Below are 24,286 nucleotides of genomic sequence, written 5' to 3' on the forward strand. Positions count from 1 at the left end.
TCCCCTTCTTACTCCCTATCTATTTATTTTTAATGCGAACCACCGCTTTACGCCAAAGTGCTGACAGTACTGCGTTAACAGCATCACGCATTTTGTATATTTTATAATTTTAGTAAGGCGTCGAAATTAGCTATCGACGTTTATGTCAGGTTAGTAATAACAGAAAAGAAAGGTAAAACAAACGAGATTATTGGGTTACTCGTTTGTTTTTAATTGATAAAGTTTGTCGGACATTAATGGCTTTATTTAGCGTTTGCTGCCACCAAGGCAAGCAGGTGAGAGCGGAACGTTGTCGGCGTAATAGTCTTGCCACTCCTTTTCCGTATAGGTATGCAGAGCTAAGGCGTGGATATGCTCAGACAGCTCAGTTGCGAGTACTTGATTGATCGCTCTATGGCGTTTAATTAAGCGTTCGCCTTCAAAATTCTTAGAAACAATAATCACTTTAAAATGGGATTCACTACCTGGCGCAACATTGTGTTGATGGCTTTCATTAACCACATCTAAATGCAATGGAGAGAAGGCTGAAAGCAATTTTTGCTCGATTGTTGTTGCTATATTCATATATTTTCCCTTAGTAAACAAACAATGGTAACACACTGTTTTTATTTTATTTTTCACCTTTGTTAGCGAGTACGTGTTTACTCTAAGTCTAGTTTGTCCCGCTTTAAGTGCCAACCGTTTGGTGTTTGAAATACGCCAAATACAATTAACTTACTAGCAGACAAGGCAATTTAGTTTCGCCTTTTGTCTGAGCGAACAACAGGTTGCTTTGATGCCAAGATAAAGCGCTACGGCACTACAATTTGCCGAAAGGTTAAGTTAATGCGCGGCGATTTTACGCGCTTTGTTTTGGCTATACAATGCTGCCAATAATGCTGAGTTTCGCCCGCCATCAGTAACAAACTACCGCTATTTAAAGGCACGCTCAGTTTTTCATTTTGCTCTTTGTGCTTTAGTTGAAAGTCGCGTTTCGCCCCTAGTGAAACAGAAGCGATCACAGGATTTATGCCTAATTCAGCTTCATCATCACTGTGCCAACTCACGCTATCATTGCCATCGCGGTACAAGTTAGCTAAACAGCTATTAAAAGAGCAACCGCTATAGGTCTCTACTGCCTGTTTAACTTGCGCTAAGGTCGATGTCCAAGGTAGCGCATTTAACGTCAGCCCAGAATATGTGTAAGCTTGTTGGTTGTCACCGTACCAAGCCTGTAGACGCGGGATAGTAATTTGGCGACCATAAACAAAAATATCATCCTGTCGCCACGCAAGCTCTTGGTACAGTTGATCAAAAAGCTGTTGTGCTTGTTGCATTCCATAGAACTGCGGCTCAAACGTCAGCGTTGCATTGGGGGCGGTAATGTTAATAATAAACCTCGACAACTTTCAGTTAGTCACTATGATAAGCACAAGCGTAACAACACAAACGCGACATCACGATACATTTTCACTTGGCTGATGGCTCGTGAATTTGCGACAATACTAGCACTTTTGACTAACCCAATCAGCGCAATTAGTTGCTGCTTGCTGCCACGAAATTGTCACTACATATGATGCACAGCCCATTTTTTTTCGACGATAAGCCGCTTCGCTTGTCACGCTTTCCCGTAAAACAAGTTAACCGCAGCCTACAAGCTTGGGACGCCACTGACGAATATTTATTGTCCCATTGCCAAGAGCAAAACCTACTGGCAGGCAACAAAACGGTGCTAGTTTTTAACGACAGTTTTGGCGCACTCGCCTGTAACCTTACTGATCATCAAATCTTTAGCGTCTGTGATTCTTATCTCGCTCAACAAGGCAGCCAATACAACCTAGAAGAAAACGAACTAAACATGAATAATGTTCAGTTGCTAAGCTCGTTAGATGAATTGCCAACACAGGTTGATGTTATTCTTTATCGTATTCCCAAAAGCAATGCGCTGCTGAGTTACCAGTTGAGCTTGATAGCAAATACTTATCACGCTAGCACGCCAACCTTTATTGCTGGAGCAAAAGCTAAAGATATTCACAGCTCAACGCTCAAGCTATTCGAAAAGTTTTTAGGAACTACGACCACCTCATTAGCCAAGAAAAAATCTCGACTGGTCTTTGCTCAGCTTGAGAAAACTCACAACACCTTAGCACATCAAGATTGCCAATGGTCGCTAGCACACAATGATCTAGTGATGAATATTCACAATATGGCAGGGGTGTTTTCCCGTGAGAGTTTAGATATCGGTGCACGTTTTTTACTGGAGCATTTACCTGAGGTAAAAGCGAATCAGCAGGTGGTCGATCTTGGCTGTGGTAATGGTGTTTTAGGTTTAACCCTATTAGCTCAGCAACCTGCTGCGCATATCACCTTTAAAGATGAGTCATTTATGGCGGTTGCCAGCGCCGAGCAGAACATTGCTGAAAACTTGCCAGAGCAGCTTTCACAGTGTCGGTTTAACGCCGACGACTGCCTAACAACAGAAGCAAGCAACAGCGCCGATGTAATTGTTTGCAATCCACCATTTCATCAACAGCATGCCACCACAGACCATATTGCATGGCAGATGTTTAATGATGCAAAACGCGTATTGAAACCCGGTGGCGAACTGCGCGTTATTGGCAATCGACAATTGGGTTACCATATTAAATTACAGCGGGTATTCTCGAACTGCAAAACCATTGCGAGTAATAAAAAATTCGTGGTTCTCTCGAGTATCAAACGTTAAGGAGCAATTAGTGTCTTACTTTTCAGCCATCTCTTCAGTTATTACGCATTGCTTTTCAATGAGCAGTTTGCCCAATGCCAAAGCGAGCAAAGCCGCAAAAAATAGCAGTAAAGCGGTAAAAACTAATTCCTATCGCACCATTTTAAGTGTTTCATTTGTTACTTTGCTAAGCGCCTGTGCGACACCACCCTCACAGGTTATTGTCGCGCCACAGGTAAGCCAAGCAGCCATGCCTATTTACAGCGGTGACAATATATCGTTGGCTGTAGTTGATTTACGACCAAGCAATCACTTGATTCAAATTTTGCGCAAAGACAAACCTGCTGAATTATTCTCGCCAGCGCAGTCGCTACCTGACTCCTTAAGCGCAAGCTTAAGCCAGTATCTCAATGCACAAGGGTTGAACACGCAAGGTGGCGTAACACAAATGAAAGTGTCGATTGAAAAAGCCTTGGTTAGCGTTCAACAGTCGATGGTGAAATACCAAGCCAGTAGTGAAATTCGCCTGCTAGTCAACATCAATAAAGGGGATAAAACCTACAGCCAAGTGTTGACTTCCAAAGGTAACAGCAATGGTCCTATCAAGGCCGATATCGCTGTATTGGAGCGCGATTTAAATCAGCAGCTTGGTAAGGTAATTAGTGAGCTTGCTAACAACCCAGAGCTAATTGCATTTATGCAAAACAACTAAAACAAGAAAAGCACCCCAAAACAAGTAAAACAAGAAACTGATATCAGCCAAGGACTATCGATGAAAAATATATTTCTTGCCACCACTTTGCTCCTCATTAGCGCATTTGCTCACGCAAAGAATTTGGCAATTGACCCAGACAATCTCTTCCCGAAAGTAAAGTTGGAAACCAGCAAAGGTGACATTATCGTCGAGCTTGATCGCATCAAAGCCCCTGTCACCGTGGATAACTTTTTAACTTACGTGGTTCAAGGCGATTTCGACAACACCATTTTTCACCGAGTTATCGAAGATTTTATTGTCCAAGGTGGCGGTTACGACAAAGACTTCACACATTTAAAAACCTTGCCAGATATTGTTAATGAAGCCGGTAACGGGCTAAAAAATGAAGAAGGCACTATCGCCATGGCTAAAGAAAATCGCCCTCATACCGCTAATCGCCAGTTCTTCTTTAATTTAGCAGATAACACCAATTTAGATCCTGGCCGGCAATGGGGCTATGCGGTTTTTGGCAATGTTGTTGAAGGGATGGAAGTTGTGCAAGCAATGGGCAGTTCAGCGACAGAGTACAATGAAGTGATGGGCTGGGACGATGTGCCTGTTGAGCCAATTATGCTTATCAAAGCGACCTTATTACCAGCAGAGTAATTGCATCTCAAAGACAAGCTAACATAACGGATTAAACGCCAGCTAGCCGGAGCGTTCTAGCATTGCCTAGCTGGTTTATCTGATAATGTTCAGCTTGACACTTACCTCAGTTATACCTCCTGATCATTTCACCCAGTCGTGCCAATTCACCTTTCTGCTAACCTTTCTGCTAAATATCTTCACCTAACTACCTAACCAAAGTACCTAACCTTGCTACCCCAACCAAGTGCTCTAGCTAATTTGCGTAACCAGTGACAACACTTGCTGCTTATATTTTCATAACTTTAGCGGGGCTATAAAAAAAGTTCATACCTATCAAACTTTTACATCTGACAAGTGTCAGATTAATATGATAATTTAACCCAATTCTTTGACAACAGCCCAATGTTGGTCAATAACTAAGTTAAATAATAATCATTATCGAGCCGAGAATTTTTAGTGGCTTTTTAAATAAATTTCCATCGTTGGCAAGAGTAACCATCATGATAATTGAGCAGTTTATCAATGAAAAAATAAAGCAAATCAGAGCCTACATTAGCGCCGTGATTGAACGAACGCTTCATTATACTGAGCTCGATAAATTCATTGTCGATACCATGGAAGAGTGGACAACTTATAGTGTCAGTGATGAAACACCGAGCAATGCAAAAGAACGGGTATTCTGGCATTTGGTACATGAAATCAGCTTGCATGGCGCGCAAGCATTAACCACAGATTTGTTTTTTAAAAGTGAAATTAACACCTGCCTAGATTTCTTTGCAGGTAAAGGCAGCTATCCGATCGATTGCGTTGGCTGGCGCCCACTGCCCTAGTCTGAAATCTTTAACTCCAAATCTTAGCCGCAAACCTTAGTTCCGAGCTTTAGTTCCGAGCTTTAGTTCCGAGCCTTAGTTCCGAGCCTTAGCTTCATAGCTTGGCCTTAAATCTTCGTCCCGAATTTTAGCCTCCAATATTAGCCCCAACGCCTAGCGGCCAAATAACTCCTTTTGTCTGCTATCACAGTTTGATAGGCTTAGCGCACAATAAGTTACTCTTGTGCCGTATGCCCACTCGCTCACTACTTCAATCGCTCCGCTACTTCCAAGACCGTCGTCTACTTACCGTTTTCTTTTTTGGTATTGCCAGTGGCTTCCCATGGGTGATGATTGGCTCTGCCATGACAGGCTGGCTGAAAGACGAAGGCTTATCTCGCTCTAGCATTGGCTTATTTGGCCTAATTTTTGTTGCCTATAGCATTAACTTTTTGTGGTCACCGCTGGCCGATCGCATCAAAATCCCATTGCTCACCGCTAGACTTGGTTTGAGACGAAGCTGGATATTCACTACACAATTACTGATTTGTTTATTTACCTTACAGCTAAGCTCGCTTGATGCGACTAGCCAACTCTCTATGATGGCATTGTTTGGTTTGTGTTTGGCGATTAGCGGGGCGACTCAAGATATTGCCATCGACGCCTATCGAATCGACATTCTCAATCAAGCAAGCAATAACAGTAACGAGTTGATGGCTGCAGGTTCTGCCATGGCAACAGCAGGTTGGTGGACAGGTTACGCCGGCCTTGGCAGCATTCCCTTTATTTTAGCAAGCTCACCTGACTGGCAGTGGTCAGAAGTATTTATGGTGTTAGCGGTAATGATGGCGGCTTTATCCATTACAGCGCTTGTGGTGCAAGAGCCAACGAGTCAACGTGAGCAAACGCTCAATCAAATTCAGCAAGCCTACCTCGCGGTACTGCCTAGCTACAAAAGCCAAAGTGTTGGTATTTTACTGCTGCTCCCCTTGATTATGCTGACCATACTTTACGCCAATATTGGCTACCCTCTCTGGCCTGAGTTCATCAATGTGCAATACCAGTTTGGTATCACCACCTTTAGTGTCATTGCCATGATTGCCCTATTTGCACGCCAGCTGACCAAACTTAATCGTGCGTTAAATTCACGTACAGACGCAGTACTAGCGACTGGGCTTGCGCGCTCAAACGATAGCATTTCAACGCTAACGGCATGGCTACTGGCAACGCTAGTGGCGCCAATACAAGAGTTTTTCCAACGTAACGGTGTGCGCTTAGCGTTTTCAATTTTGATGTTTATTTTCCTATTTAAGTTAGGAGAAGCCTACCTTGGCAGAATGTCGATCGTGTTTTATCGAGAAGTCGGCTTTTCCAATGAAGATATTGCTTATTACTCAAAACTGATCAATTGGGGCACAACTATCGTTTTTTCACTGATAGGCAGTGTTTTTACGATTAGATACGGTATTTTAAAAGGGCTATTTATTGGTGGCATCGCCATGTCTGCCAGTAACTTGTTGTTTTCTGTGGTGGCGGTAATGGGGCCTGTAAAGTGGCTATTTGCCATGACCGTTTTTGTTGATGGCTTTACCTCTGCATGGGGCTCAGTCGCCTTCGTCGCACTCTTATCGGTATTGTGTAATAAAAGCTTTACCGCCAGTCAGTATGCCTTGATGGCCTCACTGGGTACTTTTGGCCGCGTAATGCTAGGCTCATACTCGGGCATATTTGTCGACTGGCTAGATGGTAACTGGGCGCTGTTTTTTGTCTTAACCGCGATGATGGTAATCCCAAGTTTGCTGTTCTTGTACAGTATTCGTAAGCCACTAACTGCGTTAATTGAGCAAAATGTATCGTCGCAAGACAAGCCCAATGCAACCCAAGACAAGCCCAAAGCAAAGTAGGCAAACACTGGTATTTGCTCTATGATTAGAAAAAAACAAAAGCATTAACTACATGATTAAATTATTTTTTTTGCTGCCTATTTTAATGTGTAGCATTTGGTGGTTGTACTTAAATCAAAAAGGCTACAGCGCGAAAGACGGGTTAAAAGGCTTCGCCTATATTCTTGGGCTAAATGGCCTGCTACTCGGTTTTTTATTGGTGATGATGTACATCACTAACTAAATTAAGCCTAACCTATCACTAATCTATCCCAATTTAATGGTCGATTTTAAGCGTTAGGCTAGGCTGATAAATTAACGCTAGCCTGTTGCCTCGATATTAGCCATGCGTGTAATTTTAGTCGCTATCAAAGGCACCATTATCATTGTGATTAACTAAATCAATGGTTGCCACGGCAGCCAGCATCAATGGAATGTCTTCCTCATATTTAATATCAATGCCGTAGCTATCACCTAAACTAAACCAGCGCTTTGACACATATGCTATCTGCTCTCCAGCGGCAACAAACTGATATTCATGCGATAACAAATCACCATCAACCACCACTTCTGCTTTAGGGGTCGTTAATACAAAACGGCTGGTAAATAATGGCCAAAAAGACTTTTTAATTTTACAGCGCTCGCCTGTTGCCAAGGTAATATAAAACGTTGGCCTCCAAGCGATGAGTTTTTGCTTGATTCTCGCGACTTCCGTTTCATTGGGCAACATCAACCTAAGTCCCTTGCGGATGCTAAAAAAGCCACCTTTCGCAATAAATGCTAGCTCGTCATTTTGGTCAAATATTTTAAAGCTATCACGCAGTGAAAATAGCTTTTGTTTCATGGTATAGCGCACGTGCGACAAACCTCCATGTTGTTTTTAATTCGTTAACTAATTTAAAGATTTAAGTACTAACTTAAGTTCGCTCTGCAACTGAGATATGCGTTCATTGATTGTCGCCAGTGCTTGTTCATCGTTTGTGATTTCATCCCAATGATTCGCCCACGCTTGTTTTAACTGCTCTGCCGCCATTTCCACCTTAGGGTCGATAAGCACGCTTAGTTGCTCAATTAAGCCGACCTTAACCCAGCCAATGCGCGGTGATCCCGCGGCATCGTCTTGATCATAAACCGCAGCAAACATATTTTGCTCGAGTTCAGCAATGGCAATTATCACCTCAAATGCTGCTGTTCGAACCGTAGTATTGTGTTCGCTTTGCTCTAATCGCCAAGTGTTGTAGCCAAAACCGAGCACAGCGAAACACAAGCTCACAATTGAAATGGTGTAATAAATTTTTAAACGATTTTTCGACATAAAAACGCCCACCAATTATCTTCAGCACACTACAACTCAACTATCGCTACTTAAGAAAGCTGCGCTAGAAAAACGCCAAGCCCAGCAAAACTTGCCACTAACACAAGTACTGGAACCTTAAGTCCTCTTAGTAACCATATGCCAATCAAGGCTATTACACCATCCAACCAACCTGAGATAGCAGAAACTAGCACAGGTTGATAAAACGCCGCGAGCAACAAGCCAACAACAGCTGCATTAACTCCCGCTAATGCACCGGCAATTTTGGAGTTGCTGGCATAAGATTGCCAAACAGGCTGAAATGCTGATACCAATAAGAAGCCGGGTAGAAAAATAGCTAACGTTGCGGCAATGGCGCCGAGGACAGGGGCATTATGTAAGATACTCGCCCCCAAATAAGTTGCTAACGTAAACATAGGCCCAGGTACCGCCTGCGCTGCCGCATAGCCAACTAGAAACTCGCTTTGCGAGAGCGTGTCGGCCACTGCTTGCTGAAGTAAAGGCAACACGACGTGACCACCACCAAAGACCAAGCTGCCAGCGACATAAAAGTCTTTGATTAACTGAACGATTGCACTACCACCAGTTATCAGCACCCCCGCTATGAGCAGCAAAGCAAAAAGCACAAACATCGGCCAATTCAATGTGCGAGGCTTTTCGCTCTCATCTAACGCTGGTATCAAACCGTTAGTGCCACTCGCGTTAAAACACACCCGGCCTATCACCGCCGCACACATTAACAGCACTATTTGCATCGCCGGAAGAGGAGTAAAAATCAAGACACAAGCCGTTATGACCGCTAACACTTGTTGCCACAACTTTTGACAAAAACTCTTTGCCATCGTGGCAATCGCATCTGCAACCACTACCACGGCAAGTAATTTTAATCCGGTGACGACACCGATAAAAGTTTGGCTGCTGGCAAACTCTAAACCAACAAAATACAGCAATAGCATTAATGCAACCGAGGGCAACGTAAAGGCAGTAAAGGCAGTGATGCCACCCATAATGCCAGCGCGATGACAGCCAATTGCAAAACCAACTTGGCTAGAACCAGGACCCGGTAAAAACTGACTTAACGCCACGACATTGCCAAACTCTTGCTGGCTTAACCATTTGTGCTGCTGAACAAAAGCTTGTTGAAAATAACCAATATGAGCGGCAGGTCCACCAAAACTAGTGCAGCCTAAGGTAAAAAAACGGATAAAGATTTCAACTAATGATGTCATTAAATTTTATACTCATTGTGGTGAATCATTCATTGTCGTTGTTAATCATTTAGCAACTTACTTGGTATGCCGTCAGCGACACTGATTTTTCTTTGCCAACAAGTTGTTGTTGGCCAATTTCGATAAAGCCTTGTTGCTGGTGAAATGCGATTGAAGGCGGATTTGCGGGTTTCAAATCAATTTCTGCACACAGCCAATGAAGCTGCTGATTTTGCGCATAGTTTTTTAACGCTCGGTAAATTTGACTGGCAATACCACGGCGGCGATATTGCTCGCCAATAACAACGCGGTCAATATACAAGAACTGCTTTAAACGCTCGCTAAACCACTGATAATTAACACTGTCGTATGCTTTATTGTCAGTAAAGGCCAGTAAGAAAGCAGCCACTTGCCCTTCTACCTCAACAATCCAAAAGAGTTCCGTCATCGTAGTGAGTAATTCAAGCCGTGCTTTATCCATCGGGCTTAACACCGAAACCGATGCTAAATTTAAAGAAAGAACTGCGTCATAGTCTGCAATGGTTGCACCGCGAATGATTGGCGTTGGCACTAAGCGCCTCCTTAACCTGAGTTTTTGGAAAATCGATATATCACAATAAGATAAACAGTAAGTTGCGCCTTCTATGCTGCTCAACATGAAGGTACAGCAATCCGAGTACAAGACAGAGCCAAGTACAGCCAAAACTAATGTATAAGCAGCAAACGCAGAAATAGTATAAGCATATGAAGAATGTAATAAAAGCAAAGCAATTGTCGCTGAGTAAGCAAAACAATAACCATACGCAGAACGACAGCAAGCGACAAAGTGATTGCGAAGTAGCTAGGTTCGTCAGCTCTCGTATTAACCGCTTACTGATCACTATTATTGCGATAACAAGTTTTATTTACGCGCCAGCCTCTTTAAAAGCTGAGCCTGTGCGCTGGCTAAATGATCAAGGTTTCTCGTCCAGCCAACAAAAAACGGTAAATAAATGGCTGAAATTTGCGGTAGATGCCACTCAAAAAAGTTTCGGTGTACTGCCGTTTGACACTATCGACTTTCGCGTTAAACACAGTCGCCGCAACTCAGAACCCGTGCCATGGGGTCAAGTGAATAGAGTCGACAACTCTATTTTATTGCATATCTCCCCCTACTATGGCTTAACAGCTTTAAAGGACGATTGGACGATTTATCACGAAGTAGCCCACCTTTACCTACCATTTTTAGATGACCACGACACTTGGTTAAGCGAAGGCTTCGCCACCTACATACAGCACATCACCATGATGCAGGCCAATGTATTGTCTCAAACGCAGGCTATTTCACGTATAGAAGCTGGATTGGGTCGAGGTCAGGAAAATATGCGTCGAGCTCGCGGCTCATTGTATCGAGTCAGCGATAATATGCATTACAACCGAGCCTATATGCGCATTTATTGGAGTGGTGCTGCGTATTTCATTGAAGCGGATCTCGCACTTCATCAGCAGGGCAAAAAGCTAACGACCATAATTGCAGACTATGCGAGCTGCTGCTTAACCATGGATGGCACGGGAAAACAGTTGGTCAAAGATCTCGATAAGCTCAGCAATACGTCGATATTTTCAGAGTTATATTCGACTTACCGATATCGCCGCGATTTTCCCGTTATTGAGCGTCAAGCGCTGACCGAATTACTCACCAGCTATCAAGTTGAGTAAAGCTCAGCCAATACCTGTAAAAGCCAGTAACATCCAATTGTTATCATTTATACCCAATAAAGTCACCATAACAAGGTAAAACAAACGACTCATTTCGGTATCGAATTTATTATTGCTAAGTAATTAGTATTAAAGAAATAAATTAAGAGTCTTTAACTTTTGCGCAGGCCCTGCCCAATTCTAGCCTAAAGATTGGTGTAATCTCGCCATGACAAACCGTAAGTAAAAATGTAACATTACAGAATAAGTTTCATATTTTTAGATAGGCGATATTCTCATGGCACACAATGAAGATACAGTATTAGCAAGCATTAAAGAAGAAACTGCACAAGCACAAAAGTCGCTAGCACAGCAATTAGCTGACGCGCAGCAAGAGATTGAAGAGCTCAAATTAAAGCTAATGTGGATGGAACGCAGCTACGAATAACAGGCTAACGATTGTTCAACTGCGTTAATCGCCATTAGTACCCTCTGTAAACTTACAGGGCGGCTTTCAGGCTGGACTTCACATTAAGTGTACGAATCCACATTAACGTTTTACGAAAGCTAATAATTCTAGCTAAAAACCAAAAGGCTTCAAATAAGCCTTATGGTTTCTGTCTGAAACCGTCTGCTGAGTTAGCTTTTGTCACTTTTTACCAGCCTGTACTGTCGATAATCCGATCTGCTGCGTCTAAATGCTGATATAACTTAGCAACTGAGTCGATATCAGCTTTAAAATCTCCCCATGATCTGACCAACTCGCTCGCCTGAATATCTTGCCTGATCGGTAATTCATGGTTGATATTTGAGTACATCGTTTGTGCTTGCTCTGTTAATAAGAACTCGATGAACAACTGTGCGTTTTCTTTATTTTTTGCCGCATTAGTGATGGCTGCGCCACTGATATTAACGTGTGTGCCGCTGCCCAGTTGCTCCGGCCAAATAACGCCAAGATTTGCGTAAACTTGGCGGTCCTGCAGTGAAGCACTTTGCGACATTGTGCCAAAATAATAACTGTTTGCGATGGCTAAATCACATTTACCACGATTTACATTGCGCAGCTGATCGCGATCGCCACCCGTTGGTCGCATTGCCAAATTATTCACTAAGCCCTTAGTCCACTGCCCTGCCCATTTCTCGCCATGCAAGGCAATAAAGCTGGCCAACATGGAGCGATTGTATGTATGGCTTCCCTTACGAGTACAAATTTTATTGTGCCAAGCTTCGCTGGTTAAATCTTCATAGCGATGAATGTCACTAGCATTAACTTTGTCTTTGGCATAAAAAATAGCGCGCGCTCTTATCGACAGGCCATACCAAAAACCCTCAGGATCTCTAAGTTCAGGTGAAATATGTTGTTTCAGATAGTCAGATTCAATCGCTTGCAGCAAGCCAAGTTGCTTAGCCTTTTCCAAACGAACAACATTAGAGGTTAACAGTACATCTGCAAAACTATTTTCACCGTCTTGTATTAAGCGTTTTAGTAGCTTGTCTGCTTTACCACTAACAACATTTACTTTAATTCCTGTCGATGCTGAGAAACGCTCTATGATGGGGTTAATTAGCTTTGCTTCACGAAACGAATACACGTTAACCACAGACGACTCGGCACTATTTTCAGCCGCAATAGGTAACATAAAACCAAGTGCTATTTTTGCTATAAACTTCATACAACACGCCCTAATCTCTAACGGAGCTAAACGCAAGCTAAGCGAAACCGAGAAGGCAGCTATCTTACGCGTTAAAATCGCCAGCCATATTAATGATAATAATTATCATTTACAAGAGGTATTAACTGACATATGATACACAGGTTGCCATTTTTGGTGCCTCGCCTGTTTTATTAGTTGTAGATTGCTCATTTTCATGTTCGAAAAGTTGATTCGTTATAAAACTGTTGTTCTAACTGCGTTGATTGGCTTGGCCATGGCAATCGGCGCGTTTGGTGTTATTCAACACTATGAGCAACAGCAAATTAAAAACCAATTTCACGCAACCTTTGTTGACAAGGTCACGGGCTTATCACAAGCCATTATCGCGATTGAAAAAGTGCTGATTGCGACCCAACAGATGCTTAAGGTTTACCCAGACTTAAATCGGCAACAATTTTCTCAACTGGTTAATGACGAGTTACTCTCCGGCACGGTTATCACAGGTATCGAGTGGGCGCCGAGAATACATCAATCAGCGCGCTCTGGTTTTGAACTGAAAATGCGTGAATCAGGCATATTTGATTACCGTATTCACAATGTGGCGCAAGCGCAAAGCTGTGAACCCGCTGCCGACCAGACCATACTTCCCGTCGCGTTTACCGAGCCAAGCACTCATCTAGGGCAAGAGCTAGGTTTAGATCTCAATTCAGATTGCCAATTGCGCACGCAAATTGAAGAAGCCATAGACAAGCAAATTATCAGTTCAAAAATGTTTACAAGCGATCAGGATGAAATAGGTGTGAGAATGTTGCTACAGGTATCCAACAACAGCACCAATGTTGGCATTATTGTCGGCATGGTAATGGTAAACCAATTGGTAGACAGCCTATGGGGTGGTTTAACGCAATCTGAAAACTTCGTTTTAACGATATACGAAAATACCCAGCTCAACGGTGCGCAAAATCAGCAACACAAACTCTACGATTCTCGTTGGCAGCTAAATTGCGACAATAACATCGCCTGCTTTACACAGCCAGCTTTAGTCGAAACCGCAATTATCCCTTTTGCCAATCAGCAATGGATCATTGAGTTTAGCCAAATTAAGTCAACCAGTGGTGAAGATTACTTTCCTTATCTTGCTGCGGCACTAGTACTGGTAGCAACAGCGAGTTTGAGTTATTACCTGTACACGAATATTACCCGTATTCAATGGGCCAACTCGTTAGTCGAAGAAAAAACGGCATCGTTAAAATTTCAGGCAAGCCACGATTTACTAACGGGGTTGCTTAATAAGAACGCTTTGTATGAATACTTGCAGCAATTGAACAAGACTCATCTGGCGTCTAAGTTTATGCCGTTTAGCGTTTTATTTATTGACTTGGACTACTTCAAAAAGATCAATGATACCCAAGGTCATATGGTCGGTGATTTGCTACTTGAACGTGTTGCCAACAGACTAAAACACAACAGCCGCAGTAACGATTTACTATTTCGTTTTGGTGGCGATGAGTTTGTTATCGTACTGCAAAATATGTCCTCAGAGCGACGCGCAACGAACATCGCGCAACGCTACCTAAGTGAGCTGCAACAACCATACAATATTGAAGGGAACACCTACACTATTGGCGCAAGTATCGGCGTAACGGTCATCGATTCCGACGACTTTCATCCTGAAGATATCATCAGAAACGCTGATATTGCGATGTATCAGGCCAAAGAGTCGGGCCGCGGACAAGCGATCTTTTTCCAGCATAAAATGTTCGATGACATCGTTCACTTACATCGCTTAGAGTCAGATTTAGACAAAGCGATTTCACAAGATCAATTTGAACTGTATTACCAACCGATATTTAACAATGAACAACAGCTTATCGGTTTTGAAGCCTTGGCTCGTTGGCAGCACCCAAGTAGAGGGCTTATTATGCCGCTCGACTTTGTACCGATTATAGAAAAAACCAATAAGATTAAGCCATTTGGCTTACTCGTTGCGCGCAAGGCAATCGCCCAACTCGATAAATTTCGCCACCTTTATGGGGTGGAACAATGTCCATCGATTAGTATTAATGTCTCGGCCCTGCAAATTGTTGACGATGAAATTGTGCAGCTCATTGAGTCGCAACTGTCCCATTACGCATTGCCAGCTCATTTGTTAGCAATAGAGCTGACCGAATCGGCATTAATAGAAAATCACGCGCTTGTAAAAGCGCGTCTCAAGCAACTGAGCGATCTTGGCATTAAAATATACCTTGATGATTTTGGCACTGGCTATTCATCACTATCGCTACTGCAACACCTGAATATTGATGTGTTAAAAATAGATCGCGCTTTTATCTCAGCATTAGCTGAGCAAACGCCAGAAGCCAAAAACTTAGTGAAAGCCATCATTCATATGGCACAAGCACTTCATTTGAAAGTGATCGCAGAGGGAATTGAGGATAAGCAAATAATTGCTCAATTGACGGCAATTGGCTGCCATGCCTTTCAAGGCTACTATTATGCTAAGCCACTCGCTGTGGCGCAGTTAGCCAGCTTTATGGCACCACTGCTTAACCATAAGCGTCATAGTAACCGTGTAATACCTAATTCAGTGGCGATAGCTAACGCAAAAGGTATAAATACTGCAATCAAGCATATCGCTTAGCTTAAGCTACTCTACTAGCGCTTATGTGAAAGCGAGCAGGTGTCAGGCTGTTAAGCCATTAAGGCAAGTGTTCACTTGCCAGATAATCATGTGATTGCATTTCCTGTAAACGGCTTAAGCAACGTTTAAATTCAAACTCTAAACCACCATGGCTGTATAAGTTATCCATAGCCACCTCGGCCGAAATAATCAGCTTTACTTTGCGCTCGTAAAATTCGTCAACCAAGGCAATAAAGCGGCGTGCTGCGTCATCACAATCAACGCTCATTTGCGTTACATTGGCTAGCAACATAGTATGGTATAGTCGGCTCAACTCCATGTAATCGCTTTGACTGCGAGCACTTTCACACAGCTCACTAAATTCAAAATGCACAACCCCATCAGATTCTTCAACGGTGGTCAGCTCGCGATGGTTAATTTCAATGACTCTACCTTTTTCACCCGGTTCAACTGACAACTGCGTAAAATACTGCGCAAGGTTGCGACTAGCTTGTTCATCTAATGGGTGATGATAAATTTCGGCTTGTTCAAGCGTCCGCAATCGATAATCAACACCGCTATCCACATTAACCACTTCACAGTTTTCATTAATCAGTTTAATTGCAGGCAAAAATCGCGCGCGCTGCAAACCATTTCGATATAGCTCATCGGGGATGATGTTCGACGTTGCCACTAAGGTGACGTTATGGGCAAAAAGCTCTTCGAATAAAGTCCCTAAAATCATGGCATCGGTAATGTCAGAGACAAAAAACTCATCAAAACAAATAATGCAGGCTTCATCAGCGAAACGCTTAGCAATGATTTTCAGTGGGTCAGATTGCCCAGCTAAGGTTTTCATTTCATCATGCACGCGATGCATAAAGCGATGAAAATGTACGCGCATTTTATTTTCAAACGGCAGGCAATCAAAGAAAGTGTCGACCAAGTAGGTTTTACCACGCCCAACACCGCCCCAAAAGTACAGGCCTTTGACGTTGCTTGGTGCTTGCTTACCAACTACGCGCTTCCAACGATTAAGCACTTTTTTGAAGCCTGTCACAGGCAAAGGCTTGTTTTCTAGGTCATCAAACACACGCTGTAAATGTTTAACAGCATTCTCCTGCGCCGCATCGTATTGAAAATCGTCACGTGTTAAGTCTTGTTGATATTTTTGCAGCGGCGTCAAATTGATCATGAAGCGTATATTCCAGCTATTACTTTTATCATCTGTATAAGTTTATTGGAGGCTTATTCTAGTGTTAATCAAGCTTCGAGCTTGAAAAACCAAAATTAGCAAACATATTCGCTATATTAGGCCTGCATTAAACGCTATATTTACGTTATACCAATTGAAATAAATACTTAATCATTCAGCGAGAATTAAAAGGCTCATAGGCAAGGCATTGATTGCAGAGAATGGCCCTCTCCTTATCAAAATCAAAAACGCAGTATATGAACCTTTTAAACTCGCTCTTTGGGAGCTTGTCAGCGTCGCGATAATTGCGCCAAGTTTATTGGATGTAGAATAACTATATCTGCACAAATTTGGCTAACTCTCCCACCGCTGACAACGCTCTGAATTGATCAATTAATTAATTCAATTGGTATTTATGCTAATGGTTGAATATTCTCACTAATTTTCTGAACGAATACAACGAGGAACCTAGATATGACAGTTGTAACAAGTATCGCGCTTTTGTTAGTTGGCATCGTAGTTGGCTTTATTGGCGGTCGTTTTTTATCGGCATCTGCTAAAGAAAACAAAGCACTAGCGGAAAAGGTCACTAAAGGCGAAGCGGCTTTAACCCAATATCAAAACGATGTTGCTGAACATTTAGATGATTCTGCTAAGTTACTAGAGCAAATGAACGCAACCTGCCAGAAAGCGATGAAACAAATGGAGCAAAGTACTGCTTTATTACAACGCGCTACGCCAACAGAGAGCGAAGCCATGCCATTTTTCTCACAGGAAACTCAAGAACAGCTTGCACAAACCGTTAAGCTGCGTCATGAGAAAAAGCCTGACTTTAAAGAAGAAACTACAGATGAAGCACCTCGTGACTACTCAAGTAACCCAAGTGGTTTATTTGATGATAAGAAACAAAGTGTTACAAATGCCGAATAAGGTTATTTTGAACTAAGTTAATTACGATTAGTCTGTTAATGGGTCTACTTAATTCTTGTTAAGGAGTTTTTTTAAGTATGAAAAAATTGTCGTTAGTGATCAGCGCCGCATTAATTTCCAGTTCAATTGCGTTATCGTCAAGCCCAGCATTTGCCAACCTACCCCTTGCTGTTGAAGGCAAAACGTTACCAAGTTTAGCGCCTATGCTTGAGCGCACGACACCAGCGGTGGTTAGCATTTCGGTTAAAGGTACGCATGAGGTAAATCAGCGTGTACCAGATGCTTTCCGATTCTTCTTTGGTAATCCAAGACGTAACCAACAGCCGCAAGAGCGCCCATTCCAAGGGTTGGGCTCTGGCGTCATTATTGATGCAGATGAAGGTTATATCGTTACCAATAACCATGTGGTTGATGAAGCAGATGAAATATTAGTAACGTTAAAAGATGGTCGTCAGCTAGAAGCGAAAAAAATCGGCTCTGACGCCGAAAGCGATATCGCACTGCTACAAGTCAAAGACGATGATTTAACGGAAATTAAAGTATCCGACTCAGATCAATTGCGCGTTGGTGATTTTGCTGTCGCTATTGGTAGCCCATTTGGTCTAGGCCAAACCGTCACTTCAGGTATTGTTAGTGCTTTAGGTCGTAGCGGGTTAAATATCGAAAACTTCGAAGACTTTATCCAAACTGATGCCGCAATTAACAGTGGTAACTCAGGTGGCGCATTAGTCAATTTGCGCGGTGAATTAATTGGTATTAACACCGCAATTCTAGGTCCTAACGGCGGTAACGTCGGTATTGGTTTTGCCATTCCTAGTAACATGATGAACAACTTGGTCAAACAAATTATTGAGTTTGGTGAAGTTCGCCGCGGCGTACTTGGTGTTGCTGGCCGCAGTGTTAACGGAGAAATTGCTAAGGCAATGGCCTTAGAAACTACCCAAGGTGGCTTTATTGAGCAAGTGGTTGCAGATTCTGCCGCTGCAGAAGCGGGCATTAAAGCCGGTGATGTTATTACCAAAGTTAATGGCAAAATGGTGAAAACCTTCGCTGAGCTACGCGGTAAAATTGGCTCAATTGGCGCAGGTAAAAAAGTGAAGTTAACTGTCATTCGTGATGGCAAAGAAAAGCGCTTTACTGTGAAGCTAAAACAAGCTGAATCAGCCAATGTGGAAGCAGCCAGTATTCACCGTATGCTTGATGGCGCCGAGTTAGACAATGCCGCTGATGGCAAAGGCATTGAGATTACTGACGTTGAAGATGGCAGTGCGGCTGAGGCTGTCGGCCTACAAGCTGGTGATGTTATTACGGGGGTTAACCGCAAAGATATTGCCACCATTGCTGAGCTAAGAAACTACCTGAAAGACAACACGGGTGTATTAGCACTGAAAGTTGAACGTGGTAACCGTGCCATGTACTTAATGATTCGCTAACCCTGTAAATCAGTAACACCTAGCTTTTACTGATATTAAAAAAGCGCTGCTCTTGTCAAAAGGCAGCGCTTTTTTGTATCTGCTATCAGCTCGCTTAAGGGCAACTAGCCTTGATAATGGGCTTTGATATAAGCCAGCAAATCTCGATTACTCTTACTAGGCTTATTGTTGGCCTGCTCTTTAGACGCTTGGCGAACTAATTGCCTCAACTTTTGACGTTCCATACCCGCGCACTGCGCCAATAAGTCTTCAACCTCTTGATTACCGCCGGCCAGTAATTGATCGCGCAGTAGTTCAAACTTTTCGTGTTGCTTGCTTTGCTGTTGATGCTTATTCGCTAATGCGTCCATTTCCGCTTTAAGCACATCAACATCCACCTCTGTCAGCAATTTCGCAACAAAACGGCTATGACGTTTTAACGCATCCGGTTTATTAAGGATTTTATCAGCCAAAACCATCGCATCTTGCAACTCTTCGTTTAGTGGCAATTTATTGCGCTTCGCTTTAGGCAGACGAATAATGGTCAAGGCTAAATCCTGCAATTCATGCATGTAGCGTTTGACATCAGTTTTACTTACATAATCTTCATCGAATTCGTCGATATCGTGGTCTAAGTGGTGCATAATGATCACAAATCAAAGTCAGTTTCCCGCTATTATACAGCAAATGTACAACAAACACTCTTCGGGCAACGCTTAACTTAGGCGTAACAACTCGCCAGTACCTCATCGGAAGCAAGTAATGAAAGAAGTCGATAGCATTAACACCCAAATTGATCATGTTAAAGGTCGCGTAGAGAACGCGTTAGCACTCGCCAAAAATCTAGGTGCTGACAACGCAGAAGTTGCCTTAAGCCGTCAACAGGGGTTAAGTGTTAACACCCGCATGGGCGAAGTCGAAAATGTCGAATTTACCAATGACGGTGCCCTTGGTATTACAGTATACAAAGATGGACGCAAAGGTAGTGCTTCAACAGCTGATTTATCAGAAGAAGCGTTAAATAATGCAGTTAAGGCGGCTGTCGATATTGCCAAGTACACTTCAGTGGATGACTGTTCAGGTCTAGCAGATAAAGATCGCCTGGCAATGACGCCCGTTGAGTTAGAACTTTACCACCCGAAAGCGCTAACCACCGAAGAAGCCATCGACATTGCCAAGCAATGTGAAGATGCAGCACTAGCAAGTGATGCACGTATTACTAACTCTGATGGTGCAACACTAGCTAGCTTTGAAGGTTTTAAGGTTTACGGTAATAGCCACGGTCAATTAGTAGGTTATCCAAGTACACGTCATAGCCTTAGTTGTGTCAGTATCGCGTCAGATGGCGACGATATGCAGCGCGATTACGCTTATACGGTTAACCGCGACTTTGCGCAATTAGATGCACCAGAGCTTGTTGGCCAACAAGCAGCGAGCGAAGTTATTTCAAGGCTACATGCCGAGAAAATTAGCACTCAAAAAGTACCCGTCATGTTTCGTGCTGATATTGCTAATACCATTTTTGGTCATTTTATTGCAGCCATCAGCGGTGGTAATTTGTATCGCAAATCATCTTTCTTGTTAGATGCGTTAGGGCAACCTATTTTCCCAGAGCACCTAACGATCAGTGAACGCCCTCACCTAACCAAAGCATTAGCGAGTAGTAGTTTTGATGCAGAAGGCGTTGAAACTGTTGATCGCGAAATCATTAGCCAAGGACAATTAGAAACCTACCTTTTAACGAGCTATTCAGCGCGTAAGCTTGGCTTACAAACGACGGGGCACGCTGGTGGCATTCACAACTGGCTCGTTACCGCTAACGGTGGTGACTTTGACGCTATGCTGAAACAGCTTGGCACTGGCCTGTTAGTCACTGAATTAATGGGGCAAGGGGTGAATGTGGTCACTGGCGACTATTCGCGCGGTGCGGCAGGCTTTTGGGTTGAGAACGGTAAAATCGCTTACCCTGTGTCAGAAATCACCATCGCAGGTAAACTACAAGATATGTTTAAGGGCATTGTTTCGATTGGCAAAGACACCGATATGCGCGGTAGCATTCGCACGGGCTCGTTATTAATTGAAGAGATGCAAATCGCAGGTAACTAAGGTTCAGTTAAGACTACTCACCCAAAAAGCTTACCATTAAAACAAAACGCGCTAGTTTATGCTTTTAGGTAAAAACTAGCGCGTTTTTTATTGTCTGTTAGTTTTCTATTCGCCCTTTTCTACTTCTACCCGGGCTAGGCAGGCGACCTTAAGCAGCTTAAGTCAGTAATAGTGTCGCTGTACCTAGGAAAGCAAATATCCCCACAACATCGGTAATTGTCGTCAGAATGACACTGCCCGCCAGTGCTGGGTCAATATTCATTCGTTTTAACATCAGCGGAATCATCACTCCAGCGATCCCCGCTGCGGTCAAGTTCATTAGCATGGCAAAAGCAATAATGCCGCCAAGCGTCAAATCTTGCTTCCACACTGCCACCACTGTCGCTATTAAAAACGCCCAAATTAAGCCGTTTAAAAAGCCAACGGCTAGCTCTTTGTACAATAAGGAACGGGCATTACTATCACCGACATGACCGAGCGCTAGACCACGAATAACCAAGGTTAATGTTTGGTTACCCGCAACACCGCCCATACTGGGTACCAGCGAGTTCAATACCGCAAGAATTGCTAGTTGGCTAAATATGCCTTCGAACATGCTAGTTACGGCAACTGCGAGCAATGCAGTGATCAAGTTAACACCAAGCCACACGGAACGCTGGCGCGTACTTTTGATGACGGGCGCGAAAGTATCGGCCTCGTCATCAAGACCCGCCATACTCATCATTGAATGCTCTGCTTCTTCACGAATAATATCAATCACATCATCAATCGTAATACGACCGAGCAAACGCCCTTCTTCGTCAACAACAGGCGCTGAAATCCAGTCGTAACGTTCAAATAATGCCGCAACATCATTTTCAGGCATATCAGGGGCTACCGCTTCAATATCTGCGTCAATTAGATTAGAAACGACAGTTTCAGGCTTTGAAGTGACGATGGCTGATAACGACACCGCGCCAATAAAGCGATCGTGGCGATCAACCACATAAAAACTATCAGTGGCTTCTGGCAATTCACCTTTTAGGCGCAAATAGCGCAATACCACATCAACGGATACGTCTGGGCGAATAGTGATGGTATCGGTATTCATGATACCACCAGCGGTATCTTCTTCGAACGATAACGCCGTTTCGACCCTAGCCCGGTCTTGCGTGTCCATACTTTGTATGACTTCTTGGTAGACACTATCAGGTAGGGTACGCAGTACTTCGGCTAAGTCGTCAACATCCATCCCTTCAGCGACTTCAGCAACCTTTTCTGGTCGCATGCTCTTCAAAATGCCCTTACGCACTTCTTCATTGAGCTCTTCAAGCACTTCACCTTGGTGATCAGGATCGATAAGTTGCCACAACACAGGGCGGCTTTTAACGGTGGAGGATTCGAGTATCAGCGCGAGATCATAGGCAGGCAATTTTTGCAGTAGTTTGCGAACATAAACGAACATACCACTACCAAGTGCTTCGTTTACCTCTTGCAGTCGTTGTTGATTAAATTCTTGTTCTGATATTTCCGGCATAACTCACCCTGCGCCGACTGATTTACTGGCTAACTAACTGAGAGACATTGACGATATCGATGTCGCGAGTAACGATAAGTATGCGATTATTAGCTTAACGCTTGATGACAACTTGGCAACAGTTTAAACCATGTAGCATTAGTTACTGCACTGCCAGCAAGTGTATATGAGTTGCTTGTATTTTTCAGCTTTTAATTTGGCTAAGCCTAAGATTTTTCGACTTTATTCTGCTTCATCGAAGCGCTGGTTGATGAGTTGGCAAACACTTGCTAGGGCTTGCTCGGCATCATCACCATCGGCAGTTACCTTTACAACTTTACCTTGGCCACCCGCGAGCAACATGATTGCCATGATGCTACTCGCATCAGCGCTATTGCCATCTAAGGCTAAGGTAATTTGTGCACTAAATTGTTGGCTTAATTGCGCAAGCTTAGTGGCGGCACGGGCGTGTAATCCCAGTTTATTAATGATTTCAATATCTTTGGATACGCTTGCCATTGCAACCTCTTAGTTCTTGTTATTAGTAATTAGCGATTTGCGCTGCTTAGCTTACGTTGGTGCTTCGCTCAGCTTGCCTTAGTAATATGGCTCAGTGGTGAGCACAATGCTTGTTAAGTACTTTTTATCTCAATATCGCGATGACGCGATTGCACATCTTCACGCTCTTTGCGGAAGTTTCCAGCAAGTAATTCAGCAATATAGACTGAACGATGCTTACCACCAGTACAACCAATCGCTATTGTCACATAACTACGGTTATTTCGCTCTAGGTGCGGCAACCAAGTCATTAAAAAACTATTAATTTGCCAAACAAACTTAGTGACAATCGGCTGGCTAGCGAGAAAGTCACGGACGGGTTGGTCTAAGCCAGTTTGCGATTTTAACTCTTTGTCCCAGAACGGATTAGGGAGGAATCGTGCATCAAACACGTAATCAGCATCAGCAGGAATACCGTGTTTAAAGCCAAAGGATTCAAACACTAGCACCATAGCCCCTGTTTTCTTACCAAGTATGCGTTCACGTACGAGATCGGCTAACTGGTGCGGCGATAGCTGGCTAGTATTCATATATAAGTCAGCGCGAGTTGAAACAGGCTCAAGCAGTTTTTTCTCTAATTCTAATGCTTGGTCAAGTGCGATATTTTGTCTGATCAGCGGGTGCAAACGGCGTGTTTCGCTAAAACGACGGATTAGGTCGTTGTCGTTAGCATCAAGGTACAGAATGGTCAGCTCTACGGCAGCAGGCAGATAATCTAGAATCTCATGAACGTCTTTGGGCTCAGCCGGCAAATTACGAACATCGAGCGATACACCAACGTTTTCGTATTCGTTGATTACTGTATGGGTAAGCGCAGGTAGTAAGTTAACTGGAATATTATCAACGCAGTAATATCCTAAATCTTCCAGAACTCTGAGCGCAACAGATTTGCCAGAGCCTGAACGACCACTGACGATAATAAGTTTCATAGTGTGCTTACCGTTATTCCGCTTGGTTAATCAACTCGTAAAGTTCATGATTACTAGTACATTTACGAATTTTTTTATTGATTTGTTTGTTGCTAAGCAGCTTAGCAATACTTTGCAGCGTGGATAAGTGATCTTTACAACAGTCTTCAGGCACAAATAACGCCACGAAGATATCAACAGCGCGGTTATCAATCGCATCAAACGCCACTGGCTGTTCAGTGGTCATCAGTACTGCCACAACTTGATTCGTGCCAGTAAGGCGACCGTGTGGTATTGCAATACCATTGCCAATGCCTGTGCTGCCCATTTTTTCACGAGCCAGCAAACTTTGCAGCAATTCAAATGTTGAGTGTTCAGGGATGTGACTAGTTGCAATACTGCAAATTTGCTCGAGGATTTTCTTTTTGCTTGACAGTGGGACTGCACAGGATGTGCAGTCCTCGGTTAGTATATCTTGCAGCTTCATAGT

At 43.3% G+C, this 24,286-nt stretch carries 25 protein-coding genes; 12 read left to right on the plus strand and 13 right to left on the minus strand.

Going from position 1 to position 24,286, the window contains the following annotated elements; all coding sequences use genetic code 11:
* Positions 1–246: 246 nt before the first annotated feature.
* Both bolA and DXX94_RS07805 read right to left on the minus strand, forming a co-directional pair.
* Entirely contained in the window at positions 247–564 is a 318-nt protein-coding gene (bolA, locus tag DXX94_RS07800; RefSeq protein ID WP_115999127.1) for a transcriptional regulator BolA, read from the minus strand.
* A 227-nt stretch (positions 565–791) separates the two neighbouring features.
* A complete protein-coding gene (locus tag DXX94_RS07805; protein WP_258872123.1) occupies positions 792–1,385 on the minus strand; it encodes an alpha-ketoglutarate-dependent dioxygenase AlkB family protein in 594 nt (197 codons plus the stop codon).
* A gap of 170 nt (positions 1,386–1,555) precedes the next feature.
* Here DXX94_RS07805 and DXX94_RS07810 point away from each other — a divergent pair, with 170 nt between their 5' ends.
* The 6 genes from DXX94_RS07810 to DXX94_RS19270 all read left to right on the plus strand — a co-directional run bounded on the left by DXX94_RS07810 (position 1,556) and on the right by DXX94_RS19270 (position 6,961).
* Positions 1,556–2,704: a methyltransferase gene (locus DXX94_RS07810; RefSeq protein WP_116018389.1), complete on the plus strand. Its 1,149-nt coding sequence runs from the start codon at positions 1,556–1,558 to the stop codon at positions 2,702–2,704.
* A 10-nt stretch (positions 2,705–2,714) separates the two neighbouring features.
* A complete protein-coding gene (locus DXX94_RS07815) occupies positions 2,715–3,395 on the plus strand; it encodes a YajG family lipoprotein (protein ID WP_147302253.1) in 681 nt (226 codons plus the stop codon).
* Positions 3,396–3,455: 60 nt separating this feature from the next.
* The gene (locus tag DXX94_RS07820) at positions 3,456–4,043 is read left to right on the plus strand and encodes a peptidylprolyl isomerase (protein WP_116014988.1); all 588 of its coding nucleotides are present in this window, start codon (positions 3,456–3,458) and stop codon (positions 4,041–4,043) included.
* A 482-nt stretch (positions 4,044–4,525) separates the two neighbouring features.
* Positions 4,526–4,855, plus strand: coding sequence for a hypothetical protein (locus DXX94_RS07825; RefSeq protein WP_116014989.1), 330 nt, complete (start codon positions 4,526–4,528; stop codon positions 4,853–4,855).
* 230 nt (positions 4,856–5,085) lie between these two features.
* A complete protein-coding gene (locus tag DXX94_RS07830; RefSeq protein WP_116014991.1) occupies positions 5,086–6,738 on the plus strand; it encodes an AmpG family muropeptide MFS transporter in 1,653 nt (550 codons plus the stop codon).
* Between the two features lie 52 nt (positions 6,739–6,790).
* Positions 6,791–6,961, plus strand: a complete 171-nt coding sequence (locus DXX94_RS19270) for a hypothetical protein (protein ID WP_181901508.1) — start codon at positions 6,791–6,793, stop codon at positions 6,959–6,961.
* 114 nt (positions 6,962–7,075) lie between these two features.
* Here DXX94_RS19270 and DXX94_RS07835 read toward each other — a convergent pair whose 3' ends face one another.
* From DXX94_RS07835 to DXX94_RS07850, 4 genes are read right to left on the minus strand one after another with little or no spacing between them, the layout of a single operon-like run.
* Positions 7,076–7,561 carry an LURP-one-related/scramblase family protein gene (locus DXX94_RS07835; RefSeq protein WP_116014992.1) on the minus strand — a complete coding sequence of 162 codons (486 nt, stop codon included), beginning with the start codon at positions 7,559–7,561 and terminating at the stop codon, positions 7,076–7,078.
* 48 nt (positions 7,562–7,609) lie between these two features.
* The gene (locus DXX94_RS07840; RefSeq protein WP_147302254.1) at positions 7,610–8,032 is read right to left on the minus strand and encodes a hypothetical protein; all 423 of its coding nucleotides are present in this window, start codon (positions 8,030–8,032) and stop codon (positions 7,610–7,612) included.
* Between the two features lie 50 nt (positions 8,033–8,082).
* Entirely contained in the window at positions 8,083–9,261 is a 1,179-nt protein-coding gene (gene chrA, locus DXX94_RS07845) for a chromate efflux transporter (RefSeq protein ID WP_116014995.1), read from the minus strand.
* A 49-nt stretch (positions 9,262–9,310) separates the two neighbouring features.
* Positions 9,311–9,811: a GNAT family N-acetyltransferase gene (locus DXX94_RS07850; protein ID WP_181901509.1), complete on the minus strand. Its 501-nt coding sequence runs from the start codon at positions 9,809–9,811 to the stop codon at positions 9,311–9,313.
* A 173-nt stretch (positions 9,812–9,984) separates the two neighbouring features.
* Between DXX94_RS07850 and DXX94_RS07855 the strand changes: the two genes are divergently transcribed.
* Positions 9,985–10,938 carry a hypothetical protein gene (locus tag DXX94_RS07855; protein ID WP_116014998.1) on the plus strand — a complete coding sequence of 318 codons (954 nt, stop codon included), beginning with the start codon at positions 9,985–9,987 and terminating at the stop codon, positions 10,936–10,938.
* A 277-nt stretch (positions 10,939–11,215) separates the two neighbouring features.
* Positions 11,216–11,365 (plus strand): hypothetical protein, encoded by a 150-nt coding sequence (locus tag DXX94_RS19275; protein ID WP_181901510.1) that lies wholly within the window; start codon positions 11,216–11,218, stop codon positions 11,363–11,365.
* Positions 11,366–11,573: 208 nt separating this feature from the next.
* On the opposite strand, the gene DXX94_RS07860 is transcribed toward DXX94_RS19275, so the two are convergent.
* Positions 11,574–12,590 (minus strand): extracellular solute-binding protein, encoded by a 1,017-nt coding sequence (locus DXX94_RS07860; protein WP_116015000.1) that lies wholly within the window; start codon positions 12,588–12,590, stop codon positions 11,574–11,576.
* A 196-nt stretch (positions 12,591–12,786) separates the two neighbouring features.
* On the opposite strand from DXX94_RS07860, the gene DXX94_RS07865 reads away from it, so the two are divergent.
* Positions 12,787–15,213, plus strand: coding sequence for a bifunctional diguanylate cyclase/phosphodiesterase (locus tag DXX94_RS07865; RefSeq protein WP_116015001.1), 2,427 nt, complete (start codon positions 12,787–12,789; stop codon positions 15,211–15,213).
* 58 nt (positions 15,214–15,271) lie between these two features.
* On the opposite strand, the gene zapE is transcribed toward DXX94_RS07865, so the two are convergent.
* A complete protein-coding gene (gene zapE / locus DXX94_RS07870; RefSeq protein ID WP_116015003.1) occupies positions 15,272–16,387 on the minus strand; it encodes a cell division protein ZapE in 1,116 nt (371 codons plus the stop codon).
* Between the two features lie 474 nt (positions 16,388–16,861).
* On the opposite strand from zapE, the gene DXX94_RS07875 reads away from it, so the two are divergent.
* Together DXX94_RS07875 and DXX94_RS07880 are read left to right on the plus strand one after the other, a co-directional pair.
* Complete coding sequence (locus DXX94_RS07875; protein WP_115999112.1) at positions 16,862–17,317, plus strand: YhcB family protein; 456 nt, start codon at positions 16,862–16,864, stop codon at positions 17,315–17,317.
* Between the two features lie 77 nt (positions 17,318–17,394).
* A complete protein-coding gene (locus tag DXX94_RS07880) occupies positions 17,395–18,750 on the plus strand; it encodes a Do family serine endopeptidase (protein ID WP_116015004.1) in 1,356 nt (451 codons plus the stop codon).
* Between the two features lie 104 nt (positions 18,751–18,854).
* Here DXX94_RS07880 and yjgA read toward each other — a convergent pair whose 3' ends face one another.
* The gene (gene yjgA, locus DXX94_RS07885) at positions 18,855–19,373 is read right to left on the minus strand and encodes a ribosome biogenesis factor YjgA (protein WP_116015006.1); all 519 of its coding nucleotides are present in this window, start codon (positions 19,371–19,373) and stop codon (positions 18,855–18,857) included.
* 118 nt (positions 19,374–19,491) lie between these two features.
* Between yjgA and pmbA the strand changes: the two genes are divergently transcribed.
* Positions 19,492–20,835, plus strand: a complete 1,344-nt coding sequence (gene pmbA, locus DXX94_RS07890) for a metalloprotease PmbA (protein WP_116015007.1) — start codon at positions 19,492–19,494, stop codon at positions 20,833–20,835.
* A gap of 157 nt (positions 20,836–20,992) precedes the next feature.
* Here the strand turns inward: pmbA and mgtE are convergent, their stop codons facing one another.
* From mgtE to ptsN, 4 genes are all read right to left on the minus strand, one after another.
* Positions 20,993–22,351, minus strand: a complete 1,359-nt coding sequence (gene mgtE / locus DXX94_RS07895; RefSeq protein ID WP_116015009.1) for a magnesium transporter — start codon at positions 22,349–22,351, stop codon at positions 20,993–20,995.
* Positions 22,352–22,573: 222 nt separating this feature from the next.
* Positions 22,574–22,849: an HPr family phosphocarrier protein gene (locus DXX94_RS07900; RefSeq protein ID WP_116015010.1), complete on the minus strand. Its 276-nt coding sequence runs from the start codon at positions 22,847–22,849 to the stop codon at positions 22,574–22,576.
* 113 nt (positions 22,850–22,962) lie between these two features.
* Entirely contained in the window at positions 22,963–23,817 is an 855-nt protein-coding gene (gene rapZ / locus DXX94_RS07905) for an RNase adapter RapZ (RefSeq protein WP_116015012.1), read from the minus strand.
* A 13-nt stretch (positions 23,818–23,830) separates the two neighbouring features.
* Positions 23,831–24,283 carry a PTS IIA-like nitrogen regulatory protein PtsN gene (ptsN, locus tag DXX94_RS07910; protein ID WP_115999105.1) on the minus strand — a complete coding sequence of 151 codons (453 nt, stop codon included), beginning with the start codon at positions 24,281–24,283 and terminating at the stop codon, positions 23,831–23,833.
* Positions 24,284–24,286 lie beyond the last annotated feature (3 nt).

It is taken from the genome of Thalassotalea euphylliae (assembly GCF_003390375.1).
Taxonomy (GTDB): domain Bacteria; phylum Pseudomonadota; class Gammaproteobacteria; order Enterobacterales; family Alteromonadaceae; genus Thalassotalea_F; species Thalassotalea_F euphylliae_A.